Below are 21,738 nucleotides of genomic sequence, written 5' to 3' on the forward strand. Positions count from 1 at the left end.
TGATGAGATCCACCGCCACACGACTTCTGCCTTAAACGTAGCCCATCAGTTTCAGCATTGACTGTGCCTGGTGCATCGCTTCGGCGCGATGGGTGACGCCCAGCTTCTGGTACAGATTACGGATATGAGTTTTGATGGTGGTCGCCGCGACGTCCAGCTCGCCGGCGATCTGATCGTTGCTGTAGCCGGAGTAGATCAACCCCAGCACCTGCCATTCGCGCTGGGTCAGCGGGCTGGTGCGAATCAGCTCCGGCACATCCGGGTGGTTCAACAGCCGGCTGACGAAGCCCTCATCGAAATGGGCAAACTTATGCCGGTGATACTTATTGATCTCACTGAGAATGCGCCGGGCCCGATGCTGATCGAGTTCGCTCAGCGTATTGAGCTGAATTAACTGGCGCAGCTGCTGCGCCATCATTTCGCCCTCAATCACGAAGTGGCTGACGAAGCCGGTGCTGCGTGCCAGCTTCAGCGCTTCGATAAGCGCCTGCTGCGCCTCCGCTTTGCGCGCGGTTTGCCAGTAGATTTGATTTAGCAGCAGCAGGTTACGGTTTAAATCACTCATCAGCCGCAGCGCATGCGCATTTTCATTCAGCTCATCGAGGATCACTTCGGCCTGGCTGAGATTGCCCAGCAGGATCTGCGCCCGCGCCACATTGCGCCACTGGCCCTGCAAAAAATGATTGTTGGCAAAGGCGGGTTTATCGGTATGGCGCATCCAGTGGCTGGCGCTCTGCGCATCGCCCGTCATCTGCCAGTAGATCAGCCGCACTTTGTCGGCGTTGGCAATCCAGTCGCTGTGCAGCACGCCGTTATTCATCAGATTCTCCAGCCGGCTGAGATAGCTGCGCGCATTATCCAGATTGCCGCGTGCCAGCGAGCACTGAATCAATAGCCCAAGGCACTGGATTTGCTGCTGGGGCGGATAGCCTTTCAGGACTTTGATGCCTGCGCGCGCGGCGTGTTCGGCCTCATCCAGCCGGCCCCACGCCCACATCAGCTGCGCACGGATGCGCAGTAAAAACTCGTGCAGCGGGATGTTCGCCAGATGCTGTTCACTCACCAGCACAAACGCTTTTTCCTGAATCTCCCACGCAGACTGTAAAAAGCCCTGCGCGAACAGGATTTCGCTTTGCTGAATCAGGCTCCACAGCGCGTAGTGCCAGGCTTCATCGCGGCGCGCCATCTGTTCGGTTTGCCGCATCAGCGCCAGCGAGTTGGTCAGATCGCCTTTGCAATGCATCACTTCGCCGTGCACTGAAGTGGCCACAATGCGGCTGTAGCGACGCGTTTCCGGCAGCGTTTCCAGCGCCAGCCGTGCCAGCCGCTCTGCTTCGTCGGCGTTGCCGTGATTGATGGCCACCTGTGCGCGCACCGCATTGAATTCGCCCTGCAGCGCGGCGTCAATTTCGCAGTCGCAGCCTTCCTCAAAGCGCGCCAGCAGCCGGTTAACTTCAGAAAAGCGATGCTGGCTCTGCATCAGCCAGGCCTGCAGCAGTACCAGTTTCGGACTGGCCAGCAGCGTGCGCCACGGCAGCGCATTCAGCGACTGCTCCAGCAGTGCCAGTTCGCTGCGGTTGAACAGCGTCCACGCATGCTGCAGCAGCACGTCACGCAGCATATCGGTATCGCCGGACGCCAGCGCATGATGAATCGCTTCGCCGGGAAAACCCTGCGCCATCCAGCTTTGCGCAGCCGCGCGGTGAATGGCCGGTAGCTCGCTGGCCAGCTCCCATTCGCAGCGCTGACGCAAAAAGCTGCCGAACAGCGGGTGATAGCTGAACCACTGTCCTGAATCATCCATGCGCTGAATAAACAGCCCCTGACGTTCAATTTCTTCCAGCCGCATGCGCCCGTTGTCTTCACCGGTCACGCAGGCGACCAGCGCATCATTCATCGACTGCAATAACGCGCTCTTCAGCAAAAAATGGCGCGTGGCGGCATCGACGTTATCCAGCACTTCCTCGACCAGATAATCGGAAAGGTGGCTGGCATTAATACCGGAGAGCCGGCGAGCGGAGTCCTGCGCCGATGCCGCGCCCTGACGGGTGGACAGTGCGATCAGCTGTAACGCGGTCGCCCAGCCTGCTACATCATCACACAGACGGTTGCTCTCATCCGGCGCGAGCGGCGCACTCAGGCGGCAGTCGAAGAACTGTTTCGCCTCCTGATGGGTGAAGGCCAGCTGCTGGCTGCCCAGCTCCAGCAGTTGTTCACGCACGCGCAGATTAGCAATACCCAACTGCGGCAGATTGCGGGACAGCACCACCAGCGTCAGGTTATCCGGCTGATGGCGCAGGAAAAAGCGCATCGCTTCATGCACGGCGGGATTAGTGATGTGATGATAATCATCGATGATCAGCCACAGCGGCTGCTGCCACGCGGCCAGCTCATTGAACAGCTGGGCGAACAGCGCATTGAGGTTCACGTACTGACGCTTTTGCGCCAGCGTCTCGCTGCGGCTGCATGCGCCGCGGGTAGCCTGCTGCAGCGCGGCGATCAGGTAATCGGCGAAGCGCTCCGGCTGATTGTCGCCCTCGTCTAATGAATACCAGCCCAGCTCGGTTTTATCAGCCGCCCACTGCGATACCAGCGTGGTTTTGCCGTAGCCCGCCGGGCTGGCAATCAGCACCAGCCGGTAATTCGCCGCTGCGCTGAGCTTTTGCAGCAGACGATCGCGGGTAACCGTGCTTTCAGGACGAACGGGACGACTCAGTTTTGAGGGTATCAACATGGGCGCACGCTTCTCCGTTAACGTTCAGCGCATCATTTTTTTACGCTTCGTAATTAATAGTCATACACGTTCGGAGATTCGGTTACTGAATGCAAGCGAACTGATTAGTTACGCTTTACAAAAGCGAGTGTTATCACACTCCTGCCGCGCTTTCAGATTTACCTCAGCCTCTCCACCCTCCCTGTCCTCCCCGTGGAATTTTTTACAGGAGGAGGTAGCCGCCTGGCGGCAGCGTCACACTGCCTGTAACCCTATTTATTCGACTGGAGTTTCCCTATGGCACTGCCCACATTTGACCCTGACCGTTTTTCTGCCGCGCTGGTGCGCCAGAGGCAACGTTTTGGCCTGCCGGATGCGCAGGAAATGAGCCCCGACCAGTGGTGGCACGCGCTGAGCGGCGCGCTGGCCGAACTGCTGGCGGATATACCGGCGCAGCCGGCCGCTGGCGGACAGCGCCACGTTAATTATCTGTCGATGGAGTTTCTGCTGGGCAGGCTGACCGGCAACAATCTGCTGAATCTCGGCTGGTACGACGGCGTCAAAGCGACGCTTGCCGCAGCTGGAGTGACGCTGAGTGACGTGCTGGAGCGTGAAACCGATCCGGCACTGGGCAACGGCGGTCTGGGACGGCTGGCCGCCTGTTTTCTCGATGCGATGGCGACCACCGGCCAGCCTGCGATCGGCTATGGCCTGAACTACCAGTACGGCCTGTTTCGCCAGCATTTTGTCGGGGGCGCGCAGCACGAACAGCCGGATGACTGGCAGCGCGATCGTTATCCCTGGTTTCGCCACAACGCGGCGCTTGACGTGCAGGTCGGACTGGGCGGCAGTGTGACCACCATTGACGGCGTGACGCACTGGCAGCCTGCTTTTGTTGTGCAGGGTGAAGCCTGGGATCTGCCGGTGGTCGGTTTCCGCAACGGCATCACGCAGCCCTTGCGTCTGTGGCAGGCAAAGCATGCCCGTCCGTTTGATCTCCAGCGTTTCAACAACGGCGATTTTCTGCGTGCGGAACAACAAGGCATTGAGGCGGAAAAACTGACCAAAGTGCTTTATCCGAATGACAACCATCAGGCCGGCAAAAAGCTGCGTCTGATGCAGCAGTATTTCCAGTGTGCCTGTACGCTGGCGGATATTCTGCGCCGTCATCAGGCTGCGGGACGATCCATCGAAACGTTAGCGGATTATGAAGTGATCCAGCTGAACGATACGCATCCGACGCTGGCCATCCCGGAGCTGTTGCGGCTGCTGCTGGATGAGCACCAGCTTAGCTGGCAGGACGCATGGCGCATCACCCAGCGCACCTTCGCCTACACCAACCACACGCTGATGCCGGAAGCGCTGGAGTGCTGGAACCTGCGCCTGGTGCGTAGCCTGCTGCCGCGCCATGTGATGATCATCAATACGCTCAATGCGCAGCTGAAACAGCAGGTTGAGGCGCGCTGGCCGGGCAATCAGGCGATCTGGTCAAAACTGGCGCTGGTGCACGATCAGCAATTGCGTATGGCGAACCTGTGCGTGGTCGGCAGCTTTGCGGTCAACGGCGTGGCGGCGCTGCACTCGCGGCTGGTAGTACAGGACCTGTTCCCCGAGTATCACGCGCTGTGGCCGGAGAAGTTCCACAATGTCACCAACGGCATCACGCCGCGTCGCTGGATCAACCAGTGCAATCCGGCGCTGGCGGCGCTGATCAACAAAACGCTGCAGCGTCCGTGGCTTAACGATCTTGATGCACTGCAGGATCTGACGCCGTTCGCCGATGATGCCGCCTTCCGCGCCGAATATCGCGCCATTAAGCAGCACAACAAGCAGGCGCTGACGCAGTGGATCGCCGACCGAACCGGCATTGCGGTTCAACCTGATGCGCTGTTTGACGTCCAGATTAAGCGGCTGCACGAATACAAACGGCAGCACCTGATGCTGCTGCACATGATTGCGCTGTGGCAAACGCTGGTCAGCGATCCGCAGGCCAATCTGGCTCCGCGCGTGATGCTGTTTGGTGCCAAAGCGGCGCCGGGTTATGCGCTGGCAAAAAACATCATCTACGCCATCAATAAAGTGGCGGAAACCATCAACCACGATGCGCGCGTTGGCGATCGGCTGAAAATTGTTTTTATCCCTGATTACAACGTGTCGGTTGCCGAGCACCTGATCCCGGCCGCCGATCTCTCGGAACAGATCTCGACTGCGGGCAAAGAAGCATCCGGTACCGGCAATATGAAGCTGGCGCTGAACGGCGCACTCACCATCGGTACGCTGGATGGGGCCAACGTTGAAATCGCGCAGCAGGTGGGTGAAGAGAATATCTTCATCTTTGGCCATACCGTAGAGCAGGTCAGCGCGCTGAAACAGGCCGGTTACTCGCCATTGAACTGGCGCAGCAAGGATGCGCAGCTGGATCGCGCGCTGACCGCGCTGGAAGATGGCACCTTCAGTAACGGCGACCGCACGGCGTTTAGCGATCTGGTCAACAGCCTGGGCGCGCAAGGCGGCGATCCTTATCTGGTACTGGCTGATTTTCGCCACTATCTCAACGCGCAGCAGCAGGTTGAAGCGCTGTGGGCCGATCCTGAGGCCTGGACGCGCGCCGCAATCCTCAATACCGCGCGTTGCGGCATGTTCAGTGCCGATCGCGCCATTCGTGACTATCAGCAACGTATCTGGCAGGCCAGCCGCTAAGGAACGCCATGAAACCCAAAGATGCTCTTGATCGCCGTGCTGACGCGCTTATTGCTGCGGAATATATTGATGCGCACGGAAAACCGCGGCAGATTTCTGCTCTTACCCATCAGCGTCTTGCTGAGCTGATGCAGGCCCCTGCAAACGGCTCCGCACCGCTGCCGCCGGTGGTGATTTTTTATGTCGGACAGCCACTGAGTCTGGCACCGCTGCTCAACGCCAACGCGGAATGGCAGCTGACGAGCGAAAGCGGCGAAAGCTGGTCCGGGCGCTGCCAGCCGGGTCAGGCATTGGTGTTGCCCGCGTTGCCCGCCGGTTATCACCAGCTGACATTGACCCAAGAGTTACAGTGTCACCGTTGCCCGGTTATTGTGGCACCCCGCCGCTGCTACGAACCTGCGAAACTGCTGGCGGGCGAATCGCTGTGGGGCAGTTGTATTCAGCTGTATACGCTGCGCTCTGCGGCTAACTGGGGCATCGGGGATTTCGGCGATCTGCGGCAGATGATCGCTGAAACCGCGCGGCGCGGCGGCGCGTTTGTCGGGCTCAATCCGCTGCACGCGCTGTTTCCTGCCGCACCGGAGAGCGCCAGCCCTTACAGTCCCTCTTCCCGGCGCTGGCTCAACATCCTCTATATCGACGTAAGCGCCGTGGCAGATTTTGGCCTCAGCGACGCGGCGCAGGCCTGGTGGCAAGCTGAGGAGACGCAGCAGGCGATTCGGGCAGCGCGTGACGCCGCGTGGGTGGATTACACTGCCGTCACCCGGCTTAAGTTGCAGGGACTGCGGCTTGCCTGGCAGCAGTTTCGCCGGCGCACGGCAGATGATGCACAGGCGCAGGCGTTTGCGGAGTTTGTGCGTGCCGGGGGCGACAGCCTGCTGCATCAGGGACTGTTTGATGCGCTGCACGCGGCGCGCGGCGCGCAGGATGGCACGGGCTATGGCTGGCAACACTGGCCGGCCGAATGGCAGCAGGCGAACAGTGCGACAGTGCTGGCGTTTCGCATTGAGCACAGCGACGAGGTGCGTTTCTACATGTGGCTGCAGTGGCTGGCGGCAGAGCAATTCGCCGCCTGCTGGCAGCTGTGTCAGCAGCAGCAGATGGCGATCGGGCTGTATCGCGACCTGGCGGTGGGCGTGGCGGCGGATGGCGCGGAAACCTGGCGCGATCGGCAGCTTTACTGCCTGGACGCCAGCGTTGGCGCGCCGCCGGATATCCTCGGTCCGCTCGGTCAGAACTGGGGATTGCCGCCGATGGACCCGCAGGTGATGGCCGCGCGCGGCTATGAACCATGGATCGCCCTGCTGCGCGCCAGCATGCGCGACTGCGGCGCGCTGCGCATTGACCATGTGATGGCGCTGCTGCGTTTATGGTGGATACCGAAGGACGAAAGCGCGGCGCACGGCGCCTATGTGCACTATCCGGTGGATGATTTGCTGGCGATTCTGGCACTGGAGAGCCAGCGCCATCGTTGCATGGTGATTGGCGAGGATCTGGGCACCGTGCCGGAAGCCATCGTTGATAAACTGCACGACGCCGGTGTGTACTCCTACAAAGTGCTCTACTTTGAGCAGGAATCGCAGCGCCACTTCCGCGCACCCGCGGCGTGGCCGCGTCAGGCGATGGCCGTTACCACCACCCATGATATGCCGACGCTGCGCGGCTGGTGGCAAAGTGACGATTTGCGGCTGAGCAGTGCGCTGGGGCTTTACCCCGATCGGGCGATTCTCGCTGGCCTGTATCGCGATCGGCGCCTGGCTAAACAGGCGTTGCTGCGCACGCTGCTGCGCAGCGGTGATCTGCCGCCGCGCCGCCGCTTCCGGCGGGCCAGCGTACGCATGAGTCATCAGCTTAGTCAGGCGATCCATCGCTATCTGGCCCGCAGCCAGTGTGCGCTGCTCGGTTTGCAGCCGGAAGAGTGGCTGGATATGGCACTGCCGGTCAATGTGCCGGGCACCGTCGATCAGTATCCCAACTGGCGACGTAAGCTAAGCGTAACGCTGGAAGCGATGGCGGAAGATGACAGAATCGATGCGTTGCTGACGGCGGTACAATCACGTCAGCGTCAGCGTAAGTAGCACGAAACCGACCTGCTGCGTGCAGGTCGGAGTGCCATAAAAAAGGTGCGCCGAAGCGCACCAGGTGGGGCAACTCAGCACTGTCGGGGCAGTTTCACCCCTTGCCTTTAACACTGCTGATAAAGGTTTGCCGCGCCGAGGTCGAACCCAGACGCTCCGCTTCATCCAGCAGCTTCAGCGCTTTATCGATATTGCCCTGTTGCACCGCCTGACGAATGCTCTGATTGAAATAGCTTTCCGTCTCATTCACCAGCGGTGCCGGTTCAGGCGCTGGCGCGCGCGCCGTCGTGGCGGCCATGGCCGGCCGGGTGCTGCCAACGGTGACAGCGGCAGGCGCGGCTGAGCCAAACAACGGGCCAACCAGAATCGACGAGCCGGAACTGGTTGCTACTCTCAGTTTGATTTTGCCGTCGCGGCTGTGACGCGCCACCGGATCGGGAATATCCGGTACCGCATGGCCGGTGCCTTTGGCATAAGCTTTGGCTGGATCCAGCAGCGTCGTGGTCTGGGTTAAATCCTGGTCGGTGGTGAACACCAGCAAATAGATTTTCTGCTGGCCCGGCACCGGCGTCAGCTTCATCACCCCTTCCAGCCGGTCGGCGCTCATCACGCCGGGCTGCTGATAGCTAAAGAAGCGGCTCGGAAACCACGCGGCCGGCTGCAGGTTTTCATCCAGTACCAGCACATTAGGGGCAAAGACCTGATTGTGTACCACCTCGCTGCTTAGCGTAACCGTCAGCTCGCCCTGATTGGCAGGCAGGCTGTAAGCCGCGATGGCCCCCGTGACGCCACGTACATCCAGCGGCGTTGCACTTTGTGTCAGCGTGGTGGTTTGTGCACGCGAAGCATCTACCGGCTGCCAGCTGAGCTGCTGCAGCCGCGCTGTGGGAATGGACGGCGCCGCGGAAAGATCCTGCGGTACCAGATTGATGTCGGCCTGGACTGGCATAATGACGCCGGTCAGCAGCGCGCTGCTCAGGCAGAAGGCAATAAGATGTTTTTTCATTGTGATATCCCAACAAGCTGTCAGACAGCGGCGTGGACCAGGCAATGGCCGCCGCTGTCCGAAAACGCCATGCGTCTGACGCACGGCGGATGTTTGCTTAACCTGCGCAGCGCCTTACCACCAGATTTCCATCTGTGCGCCGAAGGTCCACTCATCGTTGTCGCCACGGCTGTTGGTGAACAGACCGTTGCCGCTGCTGTCCGCCGCGGCCAGCGACGTGATATCGCCGGAGGCGTCTTTGCTGTAGCCCCACTTCTCATCCCATTTGGCGTAGGTGGCGAACAGGCGCAGCGCAGGACGTGACCAGATGCTGTCGCCAGCCTGCCACTGCTGCGCCAGGGTAATTTTGTACTGGCCGTTGCGTTCGCTGACCTGCTGTGACTTAACGTTGTCATAGCCTACTTCCAGCAGGGTGCTCATGATCGGCGTCCATTTGTACATAGGACGTACGCCGACGGTGTACCACTCGGTTCCGCGGTTGTTATCCAGATCGACGTTCTGGTACATCGCCACGTACATCAGATCCCAGCGATCGGCCAGCGAGATCGCGCCGTGATCGAGGATGCGGTACATCTTGCCGTTGTTATTGATGTTGCTGCCCTGTGGCAGGCCTTTGCCCTGCGAGGTCAGCGCATCAGTGGCGTACTGCAGCACAAACTTGTTGTAGCCTTTCAGCATGCTCTGCGTGTGTTCCGCGGTGAACATCCAGCCATCTTTCGACGCGCCGTCATCTAAGCGATAGCCGTCACGCGCGTTGGCGCGGCCATAGTCGACACCCAGTTCCAGCACGCCATTGGGGTTAGTTTCCAGGCCGGCGAGACGCACATCAAAAACGTCATTGGCGGTACTGGTGGCGTAATCACGAATCTGGTCACTGGAGAAAGTGTAAGAGCCGCCCGCTTCGGAAGAGCGCGTCGCAGCGAACGAGAGCTTACCAAACCCGAGATCGACATCTTCCAGACCGGCACCCGGACCGGAGATATCCCAGTAGTAGAAGTCGATCATGTGAACATCGTGACGCTGATAAAAGCGTTTACCGGCCCAGAGGGTGGAACCCGGCAGCGCATCGATCAGGTTTTTTCCTTTCACGTTGGCTTCACGGAAGGCCGGTGAGGTCGCTTCCCAGTCATTCTGCTGGGAAACGGAATAGGCGACGTTGGTATCGAAATAGAAACTTTTATCGCCCTCTTTCCACACTTCCTGGCCCAGTTTCAGTTCAGCATAGGTTTCACATTCGTTGCCCAGACGGTATTTGCTTTGCGCGCCGGTAGCCTGAAAGCACTGTTGCTCGCCGCCGCTGCCGGTCCAGCCGATACCCGAACGGGCGTAACCCGTAAAATCGACCGCCATGGCTTGAGCGGAGAGCGTACCCGCTGCGATGGCAATCGCGATGGGAAGTTTGCGCAGAGTTAACATTTTCTATCTCCTGAGGTCATTGCTTTTATTGTTTTGCAGGGCTAAACACCGGGTTCCTGATGCAGCCTGCGGCAGGCGCTCCCGTCCTCGCGGAACAGGTGACAACGCTCCGGCGGCAGGCCAATACCCATCAGGGCGCCCTCTTCTACCAGCACCACGTCCTCCTGGCGATACACCAGGTTCTGACGAATGGCGGGGATCTGGATATGGATTTGCGTCTCGTGGCCGAGTTGCTCAACCACCTGCACTTCGCCCTCCAGCGTGACATCGGCGATGTCGCTGGAGAGCAGATGTTCCGGACGAATACCCAGCGACATGTTGCTGCCGATCTGGACGCCGGCGCTCTCCACCGGCAGCCATACAAGCTGATCGTTGGGCAAACGCACCTGCACCTGATCGATGGCGGTGGCGGTCACTTTGACGGGCAGAAAATTCATGCGCGGCGAGCCGATAAAACCGGCAACGAAGCGGTTAGCGGGATAGTGATAGAGTTCGAGCGGCTTGCCGATCTGGGCGATGCGACCGGCGTCCAGCACCACGATCTTGTCGGCCAGCGTCATCGCTTCGATTTGATCGTGCGTCACGTAAATCATGGTGCGCTTCAGCCGCTTATGCAGGCGTGAAATTTCAATGCGCATCTGCACGCGCAGCGCGGCATCGAGGTTGGACAATGGCTCGTCGAGCAGAAACACACGCGGTTCGGCCACCAGCGTACGCCCGATGGCCACGCGCTGCCGCTGTCCGCCCGACAGCGCTTTGGGTCGCCGTTCCAGCAGATGCGCCAGCTGTAACACCTCCGCCACCTGATTGACGCGCTGCTGAATTTCAGCGCGCTTTACGCCCGCCAGCTTCAGGCCAAACGACATGTTTTCGGCCACCGAAAGGTGGGGATAAAGGGCGTAAGACTGAAACACCATGCCGATGCCGCGCTCAGCGGGCGGAACATCGTTCATGCGCTGACCGCCAATCAGCAGATCGCCGCGGGTGATGGTTTCCAGGCCAGCGATCATGCGTAACAGCGTTGATTTGCCGCAGCCGGAGGGACCGACGAACACCACAAATTCCCCTTCGCCGATCTCCAGATTGATGTCTTTTGATACCTCAGTATCGCCCCAGGCCTTGGTGACATGGTGTAACGCAACGCTCGCCATGATGCTTTCCTCTTCGCAGGCTCATGCTTGCCTGCAGCACCGCAGGCAGACTCCGGCGACCACTATGGGCAGGGGCAGACGGCGCAACATCCTCCACCGTGTGGGTTTTTACTGGGGGATGAGGCGGGAGGAGGAGTACACGTACGCCAGCCGCGCCGGCGCGACGTTCACGGCAATTTTGTGAGCTGTCACGCAGAGCTGACGCGTCAATAGTGTGCGCCAGCGCGTATTAAGGCGCTGTTTTGCAAGCGCGATCACGGCTTAGTGCCGTTGGGCGTAGAGCGCAGGAGGATGAGGAAATGGCATAACGCCGCACAATGATGCCACTAGTGATTTCCGCTTCCGCTAACAGGATGGAGTTATGACAATGAAAACCGGCGCACGCGTTCTGGCCCTTTCCGCCCTTACGGCCGTACTGTTTTCGGCTTCGGCCGTGGCCAAAATTGAAGAAGGTAAACTGGTCATCTGGATCAACGGTGATAAGGGCTATAACGGCCTCGCCGAGGTAGGCAAAAAATTCGAGCAGGACACCGGTATCAGCGTGACGGTCGAACACCCTGACAAAATGGAAGAGAAATACCCGCAGGTCGCCGCGACCGGGGATGGGCCGGACATTATCTTCTGGGCGCACGATCGCTTTGGCGGCTATGCCCAGTCAGGGCTGCTCGCCGAAGTCACACCGGATCAAAACTTCCAGCAAAAACTGTTTCCGTTTACCTGGGATGCGGTGCGCTTCAACGGCAAACTGATTGGCTATCCGGTGTCGGTGGAGTCGCTGTCGCTGATTTACAACAAAGATCTGCTGCCCACCCCACCGAAAAGCTGGGAAGAGATGGCGGCGCTGGATAAGCAGCTGCGCGCCAAAGGCAAGAGCGCCATCATGTTTAACCTGCAGGAACCCTATTTCACCTGGCCGCTGCTGGCCGCCGGTGGCGCCTATGCTTTCAAAAAGACCGATAGCGGCTATGACGTGAAAGATACCGGCGTCGACAACGCCGGCGCGAAAGCAGGCATGCAGTTCCTCGTCGATCAGGTGAAAGCCAAAATCCTTAATGCCGATACCGACTATTCGATTGCCGAAGCGGCCTTCAATAAAGGACAAACCGCGATGACCATCAACGGTCCGTGGGCGTGGAGCAATATCGACAAAAGCGGCATTAACTACGGCGTTACGCTGTTACCTACGCTGAACGGCAAGCCGACCAAAACCTTTGTCGGCGTACTGAGCGCGGGCATCAACGCGGCCAGTCCTAATAAAGAGCTGGCCAAAGAGTTTCTGGAAAATTACCTGCTGACTGACGCCGGTCTCAATGCGGTTAACAAGGACAAGCCGCTGGGCGCGGTCACCCTGAAGTCTTTCCAGCAAACGCTGGAGAAAGACGCGCGCATCGCCGCCACCATGAACAATGCGCGCAATGGCGATATCATGCCTAACATCCCGCAGATGGCGGCCTTCTGGTATGCGATGCGCACCGCGACGCTGAATGCACTGAACGGTCGTCAAAACGTCGATGCGGCGCTGAAGGATGCGCAGGCGCGTCTCAATAAGTAATGCTGTTACGGAGCCGACGGCTGTCGGCTCGCCACTGGCTGTTAAGGAACACCGTATCATGTCAGGAATACCGCAAAAGAGACGGCACAGCCTGGTGCTGCGCAGCCTGCTGGTCGGGATCGGCTGTCTGCTGGTCGGCTACCTTCTGGTGCTGATGTATGCTCAGGGTGAATACCTGTTTGCGCTGGTCACGCTGGTAGTCAGCGCCGCAGGCCTGTGGATTTACACCAACCGGCGCGCCTATGCCTGGCGCTATGTGTATCCGGGACTGGCCGGCATGGCGCTGTTCGTGCTGTTTCCACTGGCCTGTACCGTCGCCATTGCCTTCACCAACTACAGCAGCACCAATCAGCTCAGTGAGGCGCGCGCGCAGCAGGTGCTGCTGAGTCGCCAGTATCAGGCCGGGGACGCGATGAACTTCGCGCTCTATCCGCAGGGCGATCGCTGGCAGCTGGCGCTCAGCTCGGGCGAAAACAGCTTCCTGTCTGTGCCGTTTACGCTGGGTGGTGAACAACAGCTCAGCCTCACGCCAGCCGCGCTGCCCGCCACCGCGCGCGCCAGCTTAAAAATCATCACCCAAAACCGTCAGGCGCTGAGTCAGTTAACTGCCCGACTGCCGGACGGTCGCGAGCTGGTGATGAGTTCGCTGCGCCAGTTTTCCGGCACGCGGCCGCTGTATGTGCTGGACGCACCGGGACAGCTGAGAAATCAGCAAAACGGTGCTCGCTATCAGGCCAACCGGGACACGGGGTTCTATCAGCAGATCAATGCAGATGGCAGCTGGGCCAGCGAACAGCTCAGCCCCGGCTTTACCGTTGGCGCGGGCTGGAAAAACTTTGCCCGCGTGTTCACCGATCAGGGCATCCAGAAACCGTTCCTGGCGATATTTGGCTGGACGATGCTGTTTTCGCTGTTGACCGTGCTGCTGACGGTCGCGGTGGGCATGGTGCTGGCGTGTCTGGTGCAGTGGGAAGCGCTGCGGGGCAAGGCCATCTATCGCGTGATGCTGATTCTTCCCTACGCGGTACCGGCATTCATTTCGATACTGATTTTCAAGGGGCTGTTTAACCAGAGTTTTGGCGAAATCAACGTCATGCTCAATGCGCTGTTTGGCTTCAAGCCAGCGTGGTTCAGCGATCCGACGCTGGCGCGCGCCATGCTGGTGATCGTCAATACCTGGCTGGGTTATCCCTACATGATGATCCTGTGCATGGGCTTGCTCAAGGCGATCCCGGACGATCTTTATGAAGCGTCCGCGATGGATGGCGCCGGGCCGCTGCAGAATTTCTTTTTGATTACGCTGCCGCTGCTGCTGAAACCGCTATTGCCGCTAATGATCGCCAGCTTTGCTTTTAACTTCAATAACTTCGTGCTGGTGCAGCTGCTGACTAATGGTGGCCCCGATCGACTCGGCACCACTACGCCGGCGGGCTACACCGATCTGCTGGTCAACTACACCTGGCGCATCGCTTTTGAGGGCGGCGGCGGTCAGGACTTCGGCCTGGCGGCAGCCATCGCCACGCTGATCTTCCTGCTGGTCGGTGCGCTGGCGGTAATTAACCTGAAAGCGCTACGCATGAAGTTTGATTAAGGAGACGTTATGGCCATGGTACAACCGAAATCGCAGAAGCTGCGTCTGCTGCTGACGCACCTGCTGCTGCTGCTGTTTATCGCGGCAATTCTGTTCCCGCTGCTGATGGTGATTGCCATCTCGCTACGCAGCGGCAATTTCGCCACCGGCAGTCTGATCCCGGAACAGATTTCATGGGAACACTGGCGGCTGGCGCTCGGGTTCAGCGTCACCCATGCCGATGGTCGCGTGACGCCGCCGCCCTTCCCGGTGCTGCTGTGGCTGTGGAATTCAGTGAAGATCGCCGCCATCAGCGCGCTGGGGATTGTGGCGCTCTCGACCACCTGCGCCTACGCGTTTGCCCGCATGCGCTTCGCCGGTCGCGCCAGTTTGCTAAAGGGCATGCTGATTTTTCAGATGTTCCCGGCGGTGCTGTCGCTGGTGGCGCTTTATGCGCTGTTTGACCGGCTGGGGCAATATCTGCCGTTTCTCGGCCTCAATACCCACGGCGGCGTAATTTTCGCCTATCTGGGCGGTATCGCACTGCACGTCTGGACCATTAAGGGCTATTTCGAAACCATCGATGGTTCGCTGGAGGAAGCGGCGGCGCTGGATGGTGCCACGCCTTGGCAGGCGTTTCGTCTGGTATTGCTGCCGCTTTCGGTGCCAATCCTCGCGGTGGTGTTTATCCTGGCGTTTATCGCTGCGGTCACCGAAGTACCGGTCGCCTCGCTGCTGCTGCGCGACGTCAACAGCTATACCCTCGCGGTCGGGATGCAACAGTATCTTAATCCGCAGAACTATCTGTGGGGCGATTTCGCGGCGGCGGCGGTGCTGTCCGCCATTCCCATCACGCTGGTGTTTTTACTGGCACAGCGCTGGCTGGTGAGCGGGCTGACGGCGGGCGGTGTAAAAGGTTAAAGATTCATCAGTACCACTGCTTCCTCAACGGCAACCACCTGTTGAGGTTTTGGCGGCCAATGGCCGCCGTTTTTATTGCAGGCATAAAAAAGTGGGGCACCGTGGCCCCACTTTGTTGGTTTACTGCGCTGGGTTATTCCGGCAGTGCGTAAACCACCACCTGATCGCCCACCTGATCCTTCAGGATGGTGTTACCACCGGCGACAAAGGCAACATACTGCCGGCCTTTGTATTCATACACCGAGGGGTTGGCAACTGCGGGCGCTTCAACCTGATCGGACCACAGCTCTTCGCCGCTATCCAGTGAATAGGCGCGTACTTTGGCATCCATTGAGGCACCGATAAAGATCACGCCGCCGGCGGTGACTGCCGGACCGCCAATGGTTGGCGAGCCCCAGCTTTCCGGCATGAAGAAGCCGTACTGCTGCGACGCGCCGACCGGTCGACGCCATTTCACATCACCGGTGTGCATATCGAGCGCAACAATCTCGCCAAACGGCGGCTGCCAGCACGGCATGCCTAGCCAGTTATTCGCCACCATCAGGCGCAGGCCGTAAGGCGCGCCTTCCTGCGGGGCGAAACCACTCTCGTTACCCGAGCCGTTATCGGCCTTGTCGTAATCGGCGCGGCTGTAAAGCTTCACGTATTGCACGATGTGCGAAGTATTCACGATGGCGATCTGTTTTTGCGGATCGAACGCCACGCCGCCCCATTGCACGCCGCCCGCGCTGTCCGGATAGGTCAGTGCGCCTTCGCCTTGGGTGGTTGGTGGTGTGTACATGCCGTCATAGCTCAGATTGTCCCACAGGCGTGAGCACTGACCGGCGCCAACAATATCGGCCAGCTTCCAGATCGCCGGTTTTTTGGATTGATCCAGCAGCGGTGCCGGTTTGGTCGGGAATGGCTGGGTTGGCGACAGTTTCTCGCCCTGCACTGAACCATCGCCCTGCGGCACCGGACGCTCCTCAATCGGCCAGACATCTTCACCGGTCAGGCGATTGACCACAAACAGGAAACCCTGCTTGGTGGCCTGAATCAGCGCCGGAATCTGCTTCCCGTTCACGGTAATGTCCATCAGCGTCGGTGCTGAGTTGATGTCGTAATCCCACACATCATGATGCACCCACTGTCGCGACCACACCACTTTGCCGGTATTCACATCCAGCGCAGTCGTGGAGGTGCCGAGCGGAATTGGATCGACGCGGTTGCCGCCCCAGTAGTTTGGCGAAGGTGATGACACCGGCAGATAAACCAGGCCATGCGCTTCGTCGGCCGACATGTGGGTCCAGACGTTAGCCGTACCGGTGCGCTGGCGAATGCTGGCCGGGATGGCGTCAAAAGTCCATTCACGTGCCCCGGTCTGCGCGTTGATTGAAAACACCGTGCCCGGCGGCGCTTCTGCGTAAGCCCAGTCTTTGCCCGCCCAGCCAACGATCAGGTGATCACCCACCACCGTCGGCGGCTGGAGCAGGGACAGCGGGAATTTAGCGTTAACCGTATTCCACTGATTGACGTTGAGCACGCCCTTATCTGCAAAGTTTTCGCACGGCTTGCCGGAATCGGCATCCAGTGCGTACAGCTTGCCGTCAACGGTGCCCATATAAACGATTTTCTGGCAGGCCTGACCCGCCTGCGGATTTTTCGCCTGCCAGTAAGAGACGCCACGATTTTTCAGTACCGGCTGGGTCAGCGCCTGACGTGGCGATTTAGTATCGTAGTGCCACTTCTCCTTGCCGGTGCCCGGATCCAGCGCAATCAGCCGATCAAATGGCGTGCCGATGTACAGCGTATCGTTGGCAAAAATTGGCGTGGCGGACCAGACGGTCGCTGGCGTGTCGCCCTTGCCATCCGAAACGTCACCGGTGTGAAACTCCCAGATTTTTTTCAGCTTGCTGACGTTGTCAGCAGTGATTTGTTTCAGTGGGCTGTATTTCTGCGCGTTGAGCTGGCCGTGAAAACTGTCCCACGTCGCCGTGGAGGGCACCAGCGGCGTGGCCGGCTGGCTGGCAGAGGCCACTTTCTCGCCGTCGCGCTTGCCGCTGGAGACATCATCAGTGGCGTGCGTGGTGCCGGGCGCCTGCTGATCGGCCGCATCCACGTTGAGTTTCTCCTGCGTACCCATCGACGCCTCAGCGGCTTTATCCTCGGCGCGTAGCGTGGCAGGTACCATCAGCAGCGCCAGGGCGGTCATGCCGACTTTGAGCAGCGGAATGTATTTTTCATTATGCACGGTTAGCTCCTTGTGCAGTGGCGTGGCGAACGCGATGCGCCGGATTGCGCGCCAGCATAATCAGACCAATCAGGCCGATGATCATCGCCAGCGTAATGATCCCCTGATGCAGCAGCGCGGCAGCAAAACCGATCGCGCATAGCAGCAGCAGCGTGATGACGATCAGGAAAATGCGCCCGGCACGGCCGGTGGCCGCGCGCAGCAGAAAGGTCAGCACCGCCAGGACGACGCTGGCAATGGCGACGCCCAGCGCGCCAATGGTGCCGGTAACACCGGTGAGTGGCGTGAGCCAGGCATACAACGCGACAGCAAAGCCGATGAGTGCCGCCAGCAGCAGCAGTAAACTGCCCAAACGGGAGGATTGAGATTGCAACATACCAGGAAGTCCCTAAAGGATGAAAGCACAGAAAAAAGCGTGTACTGATGAGTCAATGCGGCTGTTGTTCACACAGGCTGGTTGAATTAACGCCAGCGCAGCGTGAAAAGCAGCGGCATATATCACTTCGCGTTGCTGAGTATAGACGATGATATTCAGGCTGCCCGCCGGATTAGAGGCAGAGAATGAATCCGGTATAAATGGGGGATTTATGACCGTGGCCGCCGGGTGTTTTACAGGATTATTTAGCGAGGCCAGCGAGTCAGGCAGGGAAGTTAATTACAAACGCTCAGTCCGCAGGATATTTAAACCCTGCGGACTGAGTAAGAGACCAATAAGGCGTTACGTGTTAGCCCAGCAATTCTTTACGCACAATTTCTGCACCGGCACTTAATGCCTGCAGTTTGCCATATGCGACCTGACGTGACAGCGGCGTCATGCCACAGTTGGTGCTTGGATAAAGTTTATCGGCATCAACAAACTGCAGCGCTTTACGCAGCGTGGCAGCCACTTCTTCCGGTGTTTCGATGGTGTTGGTGGCGACATCAATCGCGCCAACCATGACTTTTTTACCACGAATCAGTTCAATCAAATCCATCGGAACGCGTGAGTTCTGACACTCCAGCGAAACGATATCAATGCCAGAACTCTGCAGTTTAGGGAAGATCTCCTCATACTGGCGCCACTCGGTACCCAGCGTTTTCTTCCAGTCGGTGTTGGCTTTGATGCCGTAGCCGTAGCAAATATGCACCGCGGTCTCACATTTAAGTCCTTCGATGGCGCGTTCTAAGGCGGCAATGCCCCAGTCATTCACCTCGTCGAAAAAGACGTTAAAGGCGGGTTCGTCAAACTGAATAATATCAACGCCAGCGGCTTCTAATTCGCGCGCTTCCTGGTTGAGAATTTTAGCGAATTCCCACGCCAGCTTCTCACGGCTTTTATAGTGATCGTCATACAGCGTGTCGATCATGGTCATCGGGCCCGGCAACGCCCATTTGATTGGACGCTGCGTCAGCTGACGCAGGTATTTGGCATCATCAACAAAGACCGGTTTCTGCCGGCTCACTTCGCCCACCACGCCGGGGACGCTGGCATCATAACGATTACGGATGCGCACCGTTTTGCGGTTTTCAAAGTCAACGCCGTTAAGGTGCTCTATAAAGGTGGTGACGAAGTGCTGGCGCGTTTGCTCGCCGTCGCTGACGATATCAATACCAGCCTGCTGCTGGTCGTCCAGACATAAACGCAGCGCATCCTGTTTGCCCTGAATCAGCTCATCGCCCTGCAATTTCCACGGCGACCATAATGTCTCTGGCTGCGCCAGCCAGGAAGGTTTTGGTAAGCTGCCAGCCGTTGACGTCGGTAATAATGTTTTCATTAATCAATAACCTTATTTATTCGTTAATCAAAGAGCGAAATGATCAGACCACTGTTTCAGAATGCTGTGGTAAGGCTTAATAAATTGCTCTTCGGTAAATTTACCCTGCTCAATCGCCAGGCGGGTACGCTCTTCGCGATCGTAAACAATTTTGGTCAGCGAGTGATCCTGATGATACAGGTCTGGCTGATATTCAATGCCCGCCGGTGAGTTCGCATTGTAAATCTCCGGGCGGTAAATCTTCTGGAAGGTTTCCATGGTACTGATGGTGCTGATCAGCTCCAGGTTACTGTAATCACTGAGCAAATCACCGGCGAAGTAGAAGGCGAACGGCGCCACGCTGTTGGCCGGCATGAAATAGCGCGCCCTGAGTCCCATTTTGGCGAAATAGAGATCGGTCAATGAAGATTCATTTTGCTGATATTCAATGCCCAGCACCGGATGCTGATTACCGGTACGACGGTAAATATTTTTGCTGGAAACGCTGAGGCAAATGACCGGCGCTTTGCGGAAGTTGGCCTTATACGTCTCTGAGTTGACAAAATGGCGGAAAATATTGCCGTGCAGCACGCCGAAGTCATCCGGAATACTGAAACCGGAACGATCTTTATTATGCTCGGACAGCAAAACGCTGAAATCATAATCACGCACGTAGGAAGAGAAGTTGTTGCCGGTGATCCCTTCAATGCGCTCACTGGTTTTTTTATCAACAATATTGGTTTTCAGGATCTCAATGGCCGGGAAGCTTTTACCCTCGCCGCCTGCACCCAGATTCATCTCCACAGAGATGATATCCAGTTCAATCGCATAGCGATCGCCTTTGGGGTTGTCCCAGTTCGCCAGCGAATTGAAACGGTTGTTCATCATGATCAGCGCGTTGCGCAGATTCTCTTCACGATTGCTGCCGCGCGCCAGGTTGGCAAAATTGGTGGTAATGCGCGTATCTTTGGAGGGATTGTAATTCTCATCGAAGCGCGTGCTTTTTATACTAAAGGTAAAATCATTTTTCATCGCGAGCGGGCATCCTGATTTCTGCTTGCAACCTGACGCTGTTCTCTCCTTTATCGGAGTTCTCAAAACGTTTACAGGTTTGCAAATTCAGCAGTGGTCATATTGTCGAAAATATTTAACATGACCTTAGTTATGCCAGAGTCCCTGCATGAGGAAAAGTGATTAAATTTCAAAGCAAGATGAGCTAACTTCATGTTGCCTGCACCAGGCTCGCGCTAAGGGAAAGTAAGCAAAGGTTGGGCGAAAAACCTGCAAAATCAGGCGCTAATCTGAACCATTGAGCTGGCAACCCTTAGCCTGTCAGCTGACGGCGCGGTTGTCAGTTGAAAAAACTTCACCATCACCGTTTTCCATCCCCTTTACCGCTATCCATCCAGATTTTGAGCGGTTAGAATAGCTGACTTCATATAATTGGCATTATATGAAGTCAGGATCCGCAGGATCATCACCTTTGGTTAACATGAGGCAGTGTGTCTGCTCCACGCCGTGCATAAAAAACCGGCACCGCTACGTTAAATCTGGCGGGTGATGACCCTGCTACATGCACAGAATTCACGTAGCGACATCATAAATTAATGAGTAAAACGGACACCCTGCCCGGGATTACCGCCAGCCCGGCCCTGATGCACAGTGCTGATGAGGATATTGCTGAACGCCTGAGAGAATTTGTCAGTGATAAAGAGGCGTTTTCTGATAACACGTGGCGACAGTTGCTGAGCGTTATGCGGATCGGCAGCCGCTGGGCGACTGAACATGGCCGGCAATTTTTACCGATGGATCCTGCCGATCTGCGTGATTACCTGCTGTGGCTTCAGGCATCGGGACGCGCCTCTTCTACCATCGCGACTCATGCGGCATTAATTTCCATGTTACACCGTAACGCCGGTCTGGTGCCGCCCAATGTTTCGCCGCTGGTGTTCCGCGCGGTGAAAAAAATCAATCGCAGCGCGGTGATAGCCGGTGAACGTGCCGGCCAGGCCATCCCCTTTCGCATTCGGGATTTACTTAAGCTGGATCAGCGCTGGGCGGGCTCTGATCGCCTGCAGAAACAGCGCGATCTGGCATTTTTGCATGTAGCTTACGCCACGCTATTACGCATTAGTGAATTGAGCCGCCTGCGGGTGCGTGACATTTCGCGTTCGGCCGATGGCCGTATCATTCTTGATGTCGCCTGGACCAAAACCATTGTGATGACCGGGGGACTGATTAAGGCACTCGGCGATCTCTCATCACAACGGCTGACCGAATGGCTGGTGGTATCCGGGCTGATCGCAGAACCCGACGCGTTCATTTTTGGCCCGGTGCACCGCGCCAACCAGGCGCAGATTGTCTGCGATAAACCGCTCTCGACTCGCGCGCTGGAGGATATTTTCGTCCGCGCCTGGCGTGAAGCGGGACCGGGCACCGGCGTGCAACCCAATAAGAATCGCTATCGCGGCTGGTCGGGACATAGCACCCGGGTCGGTGCCGCCATCGACATGGCCAGCAATAAGTACAGCACCGCGCAGATCATGCAGGAAGGCACCTGGAAGAAGCCGGAAACGGTGATGCGCTATATTCGCCACGTTGATGCGCATGCCGGGGCGATGGTGGATTTGATGAATGGGCACCTTTAATCACGCGGCTTTGCTTCATA

Annotated in this window: 14 protein-coding genes; 6 read left to right on the forward strand and 8 right to left on the reverse strand. The window is 58.1% G+C overall.

The annotated features are described in order from the left end of the window. Window positions 1-31: 31 nt before the first annotated feature. Window positions 32-2,734, reverse strand: a complete 2,703-nt coding sequence (gene malT / locus AC6I8F_RS20825; protein ID WP_278427287.1) for an HTH-type transcriptional regulator MalT — start codon at window positions 2,732-2,734, stop codon at window positions 32-34. 276 nt (window positions 2,735-3,010) lie between these two features. Between malT and malP the strand changes: the two genes are divergently transcribed. After that, on the forward strand, window positions 3,011-5,413 hold the full coding sequence (malP, locus tag AC6I8F_RS20830; protein WP_166710323.1) for a maltodextrin phosphorylase: 2,403 nt from the start codon (window positions 3,011-3,013) through the stop codon (window positions 5,411-5,413). An 8-nt stretch (window positions 5,414-5,421) separates the two neighbouring features. After that, the gene (gene malQ, locus AC6I8F_RS20835) at window positions 5,422-7,491 is read left to right on the forward strand and encodes a 4-alpha-glucanotransferase (protein ID WP_498029011.1); all 2,070 of its coding nucleotides are present in this window, start codon (window positions 5,422-5,424) and stop codon (window positions 7,489-7,491) included. A 94-nt stretch (window positions 7,492-7,585) separates the two neighbouring features. On the opposite strand, the gene malM is transcribed toward malQ, so the two are convergent. The 3 genes from malM to malK all read right to left on the reverse strand — a co-directional run bounded on the left by malM (window position 7,586) and on the right by malK (window position 11,064). Then, window positions 7,586-8,497, reverse strand: a complete 912-nt coding sequence (gene malM, locus AC6I8F_RS20840) for a maltose operon protein MalM (RefSeq protein WP_166710327.1) — start codon at window positions 8,495-8,497, stop codon at window positions 7,586-7,588. Between the two features lie 114 nt (window positions 8,498-8,611). Then, entirely contained in the window at window positions 8,612-9,913 is a 1,302-nt protein-coding gene (locus AC6I8F_RS20845) for a maltoporin (RefSeq protein ID WP_127834896.1), read from the reverse strand. A gap of 41 nt (window positions 9,914-9,954) precedes the next feature. Beyond that, the gene (gene malK / locus AC6I8F_RS20850) at window positions 9,955-11,064 is read right to left on the reverse strand and encodes a maltose/maltodextrin ABC transporter ATP-binding protein MalK (protein ID WP_127834897.1); all 1,110 of its coding nucleotides are present in this window, start codon (window positions 11,062-11,064) and stop codon (window positions 9,955-9,957) included. 361 nt (window positions 11,065-11,425) lie between these two features. Here malK and malE point away from each other — a divergent pair, with 361 nt between their 5' ends. Genes malE through malG form a run of 3 tightly spaced genes read left to right on the forward strand, consistent with a single transcriptional unit; the run spans window position 11,426 to window position 15,107 of the window. Beyond that, window positions 11,426-12,616 (forward strand): maltose/maltodextrin ABC transporter substrate-binding protein MalE, encoded by a 1,191-nt coding sequence (gene malE, locus AC6I8F_RS20855; RefSeq protein WP_164861076.1) that lies wholly within the window; start codon window positions 11,426-11,428, stop codon window positions 12,614-12,616. Between the two features lie 58 nt (window positions 12,617-12,674). After that, the gene (gene malF, locus AC6I8F_RS20860) at window positions 12,675-14,207 is read left to right on the forward strand and encodes a maltose ABC transporter permease MalF (protein ID WP_141495996.1); all 1,533 of its coding nucleotides are present in this window, start codon (window positions 12,675-12,677) and stop codon (window positions 14,205-14,207) included. A 9-nt stretch (window positions 14,208-14,216) separates the two neighbouring features. Then, complete coding sequence (malG, locus tag AC6I8F_RS20865) at window positions 14,217-15,107, forward strand: maltose ABC transporter permease MalG (protein ID WP_058759158.1); 891 nt, start codon at window positions 14,217-14,219, stop codon at window positions 15,105-15,107. A 133-nt stretch (window positions 15,108-15,240) separates the two neighbouring features. Here malG and AC6I8F_RS20870 read toward each other — a convergent pair whose 3' ends face one another. From AC6I8F_RS20870 to AC6I8F_RS20885, 4 genes are all read right to left on the reverse strand, one after another. Beyond that, the gene (locus AC6I8F_RS20870; protein WP_498029019.1) at window positions 15,241-17,298 is read right to left on the reverse strand and encodes a pyrroloquinoline quinone-dependent dehydrogenase; all 2,058 of its coding nucleotides are present in this window, start codon (window positions 17,296-17,298) and stop codon (window positions 15,241-15,243) included. A gap of 31 nt (window positions 17,299-17,329) precedes the next feature. Then, window positions 17,330-17,713 (reverse strand): hypothetical protein, encoded by a 384-nt coding sequence (locus AC6I8F_RS20875; RefSeq protein ID WP_150360275.1) that lies wholly within the window; start codon window positions 17,711-17,713, stop codon window positions 17,330-17,332. A 349-nt stretch (window positions 17,714-18,062) separates the two neighbouring features. Next, window positions 18,063-19,091 (reverse strand): methionine synthase, encoded by a 1,029-nt coding sequence (locus AC6I8F_RS20880; protein ID WP_211727145.1) that lies wholly within the window; start codon window positions 19,089-19,091, stop codon window positions 18,063-18,065. Between the two features lie 27 nt (window positions 19,092-19,118). Then, a complete protein-coding gene (locus AC6I8F_RS20885) occupies window positions 19,119-20,102 on the reverse strand; it encodes a DUF1852 domain-containing protein (protein WP_132463844.1) in 984 nt (327 codons plus the stop codon). Between the two features lie 575 nt (window positions 20,103-20,677). Between AC6I8F_RS20885 and AC6I8F_RS20890 the strand changes: the two genes are divergently transcribed. Then, complete coding sequence (locus AC6I8F_RS20890; RefSeq protein ID WP_498029012.1) at window positions 20,678-21,718, forward strand: tyrosine-type recombinase/integrase; 1,041 nt, start codon at window positions 20,678-20,680, stop codon at window positions 21,716-21,718. Window positions 21,719-21,738 lie beyond the last annotated feature (20 nt).

Source organism: gamma proteobacterium symbiont of Axiagastus rosmarus, assembly GCF_059730925.1.

What these genes read in the sequence shown, in the direction of transcription:
- malT (WP_278427287.1), bottom strand. Translation starts at nt 2,734, where the DNA reads ATGTTGATACCCTCAAAACTGAGTCGTCCCGTTCGTCCTGAAAGCACG.
- AC6I8F_RS20885 (WP_132463844.1), bottom strand. Translation starts at nt 20,102, where the DNA reads ATGAAAAATGATTTTACCTTTAGTATAAAAAGCACGCGCTTCGATGAG.
- malP (WP_166710323.1), top strand. Translation starts at nt 3,011, where the DNA reads ATGGCACTGCCCACATTTGACCCTGACCGTTTTTCTGCCGCGCTGGTG.
- AC6I8F_RS20880 (WP_211727145.1), bottom strand. Translation starts at nt 19,091, where the DNA reads ATGAAAACATTATTACCGACGTCAACGGCTGGCAGCTTACCAAAACCT.
- AC6I8F_RS20845 (WP_127834896.1), bottom strand. Translation starts at nt 9,913, where the DNA reads ATGTTAACTCTGCGCAAACTTCCCATCGCGATTGCCATCGCAGCGGGT.
- AC6I8F_RS20890 (WP_498029012.1), top strand. Translation starts at nt 20,678, where the DNA reads ATGAGTAAAACGGACACCCTGCCCGGGATTACCGCCAGCCCGGCCCTG.
- malM (WP_166710327.1), bottom strand. Translation starts at nt 8,497, where the DNA reads ATGAAAAAACATCTTATTGCCTTCTGCCTGAGCAGCGCGCTGCTGACC.
- AC6I8F_RS20875 (WP_150360275.1), bottom strand. Translation starts at nt 17,713, where the DNA reads ATGTTGCAATCTCAATCCTCCCGTTTGGGCAGTTTACTGCTGCTGCTG.
- malK (WP_127834897.1), bottom strand. Translation starts at nt 11,064, where the DNA reads ATGGCGAGCGTTGCGTTACACCATGTCACCAAGGCCTGGGGCGATACT.
- AC6I8F_RS20870 (WP_498029019.1), bottom strand. Translation starts at nt 17,298, where the DNA reads ATGACCGCCCTGGCGCTGCTGATGGTACCTGCCACGCTACGCGCCGAG.
- malF (WP_141495996.1), top strand. Translation starts at nt 12,675, where the DNA reads ATGTCAGGAATACCGCAAAAGAGACGGCACAGCCTGGTGCTGCGCAGC.
- malG (WP_058759158.1), top strand. Translation starts at nt 14,217, where the DNA reads ATGGCCATGGTACAACCGAAATCGCAGAAGCTGCGTCTGCTGCTGACG.
- malQ (WP_498029011.1), top strand. Translation starts at nt 5,422, where the DNA reads ATGAAACCCAAAGATGCTCTTGATCGCCGTGCTGACGCGCTTATTGCT.
- malE (WP_164861076.1), top strand. Translation starts at nt 11,426, where the DNA reads ATGACAATGAAAACCGGCGCACGCGTTCTGGCCCTTTCCGCCCTTACG.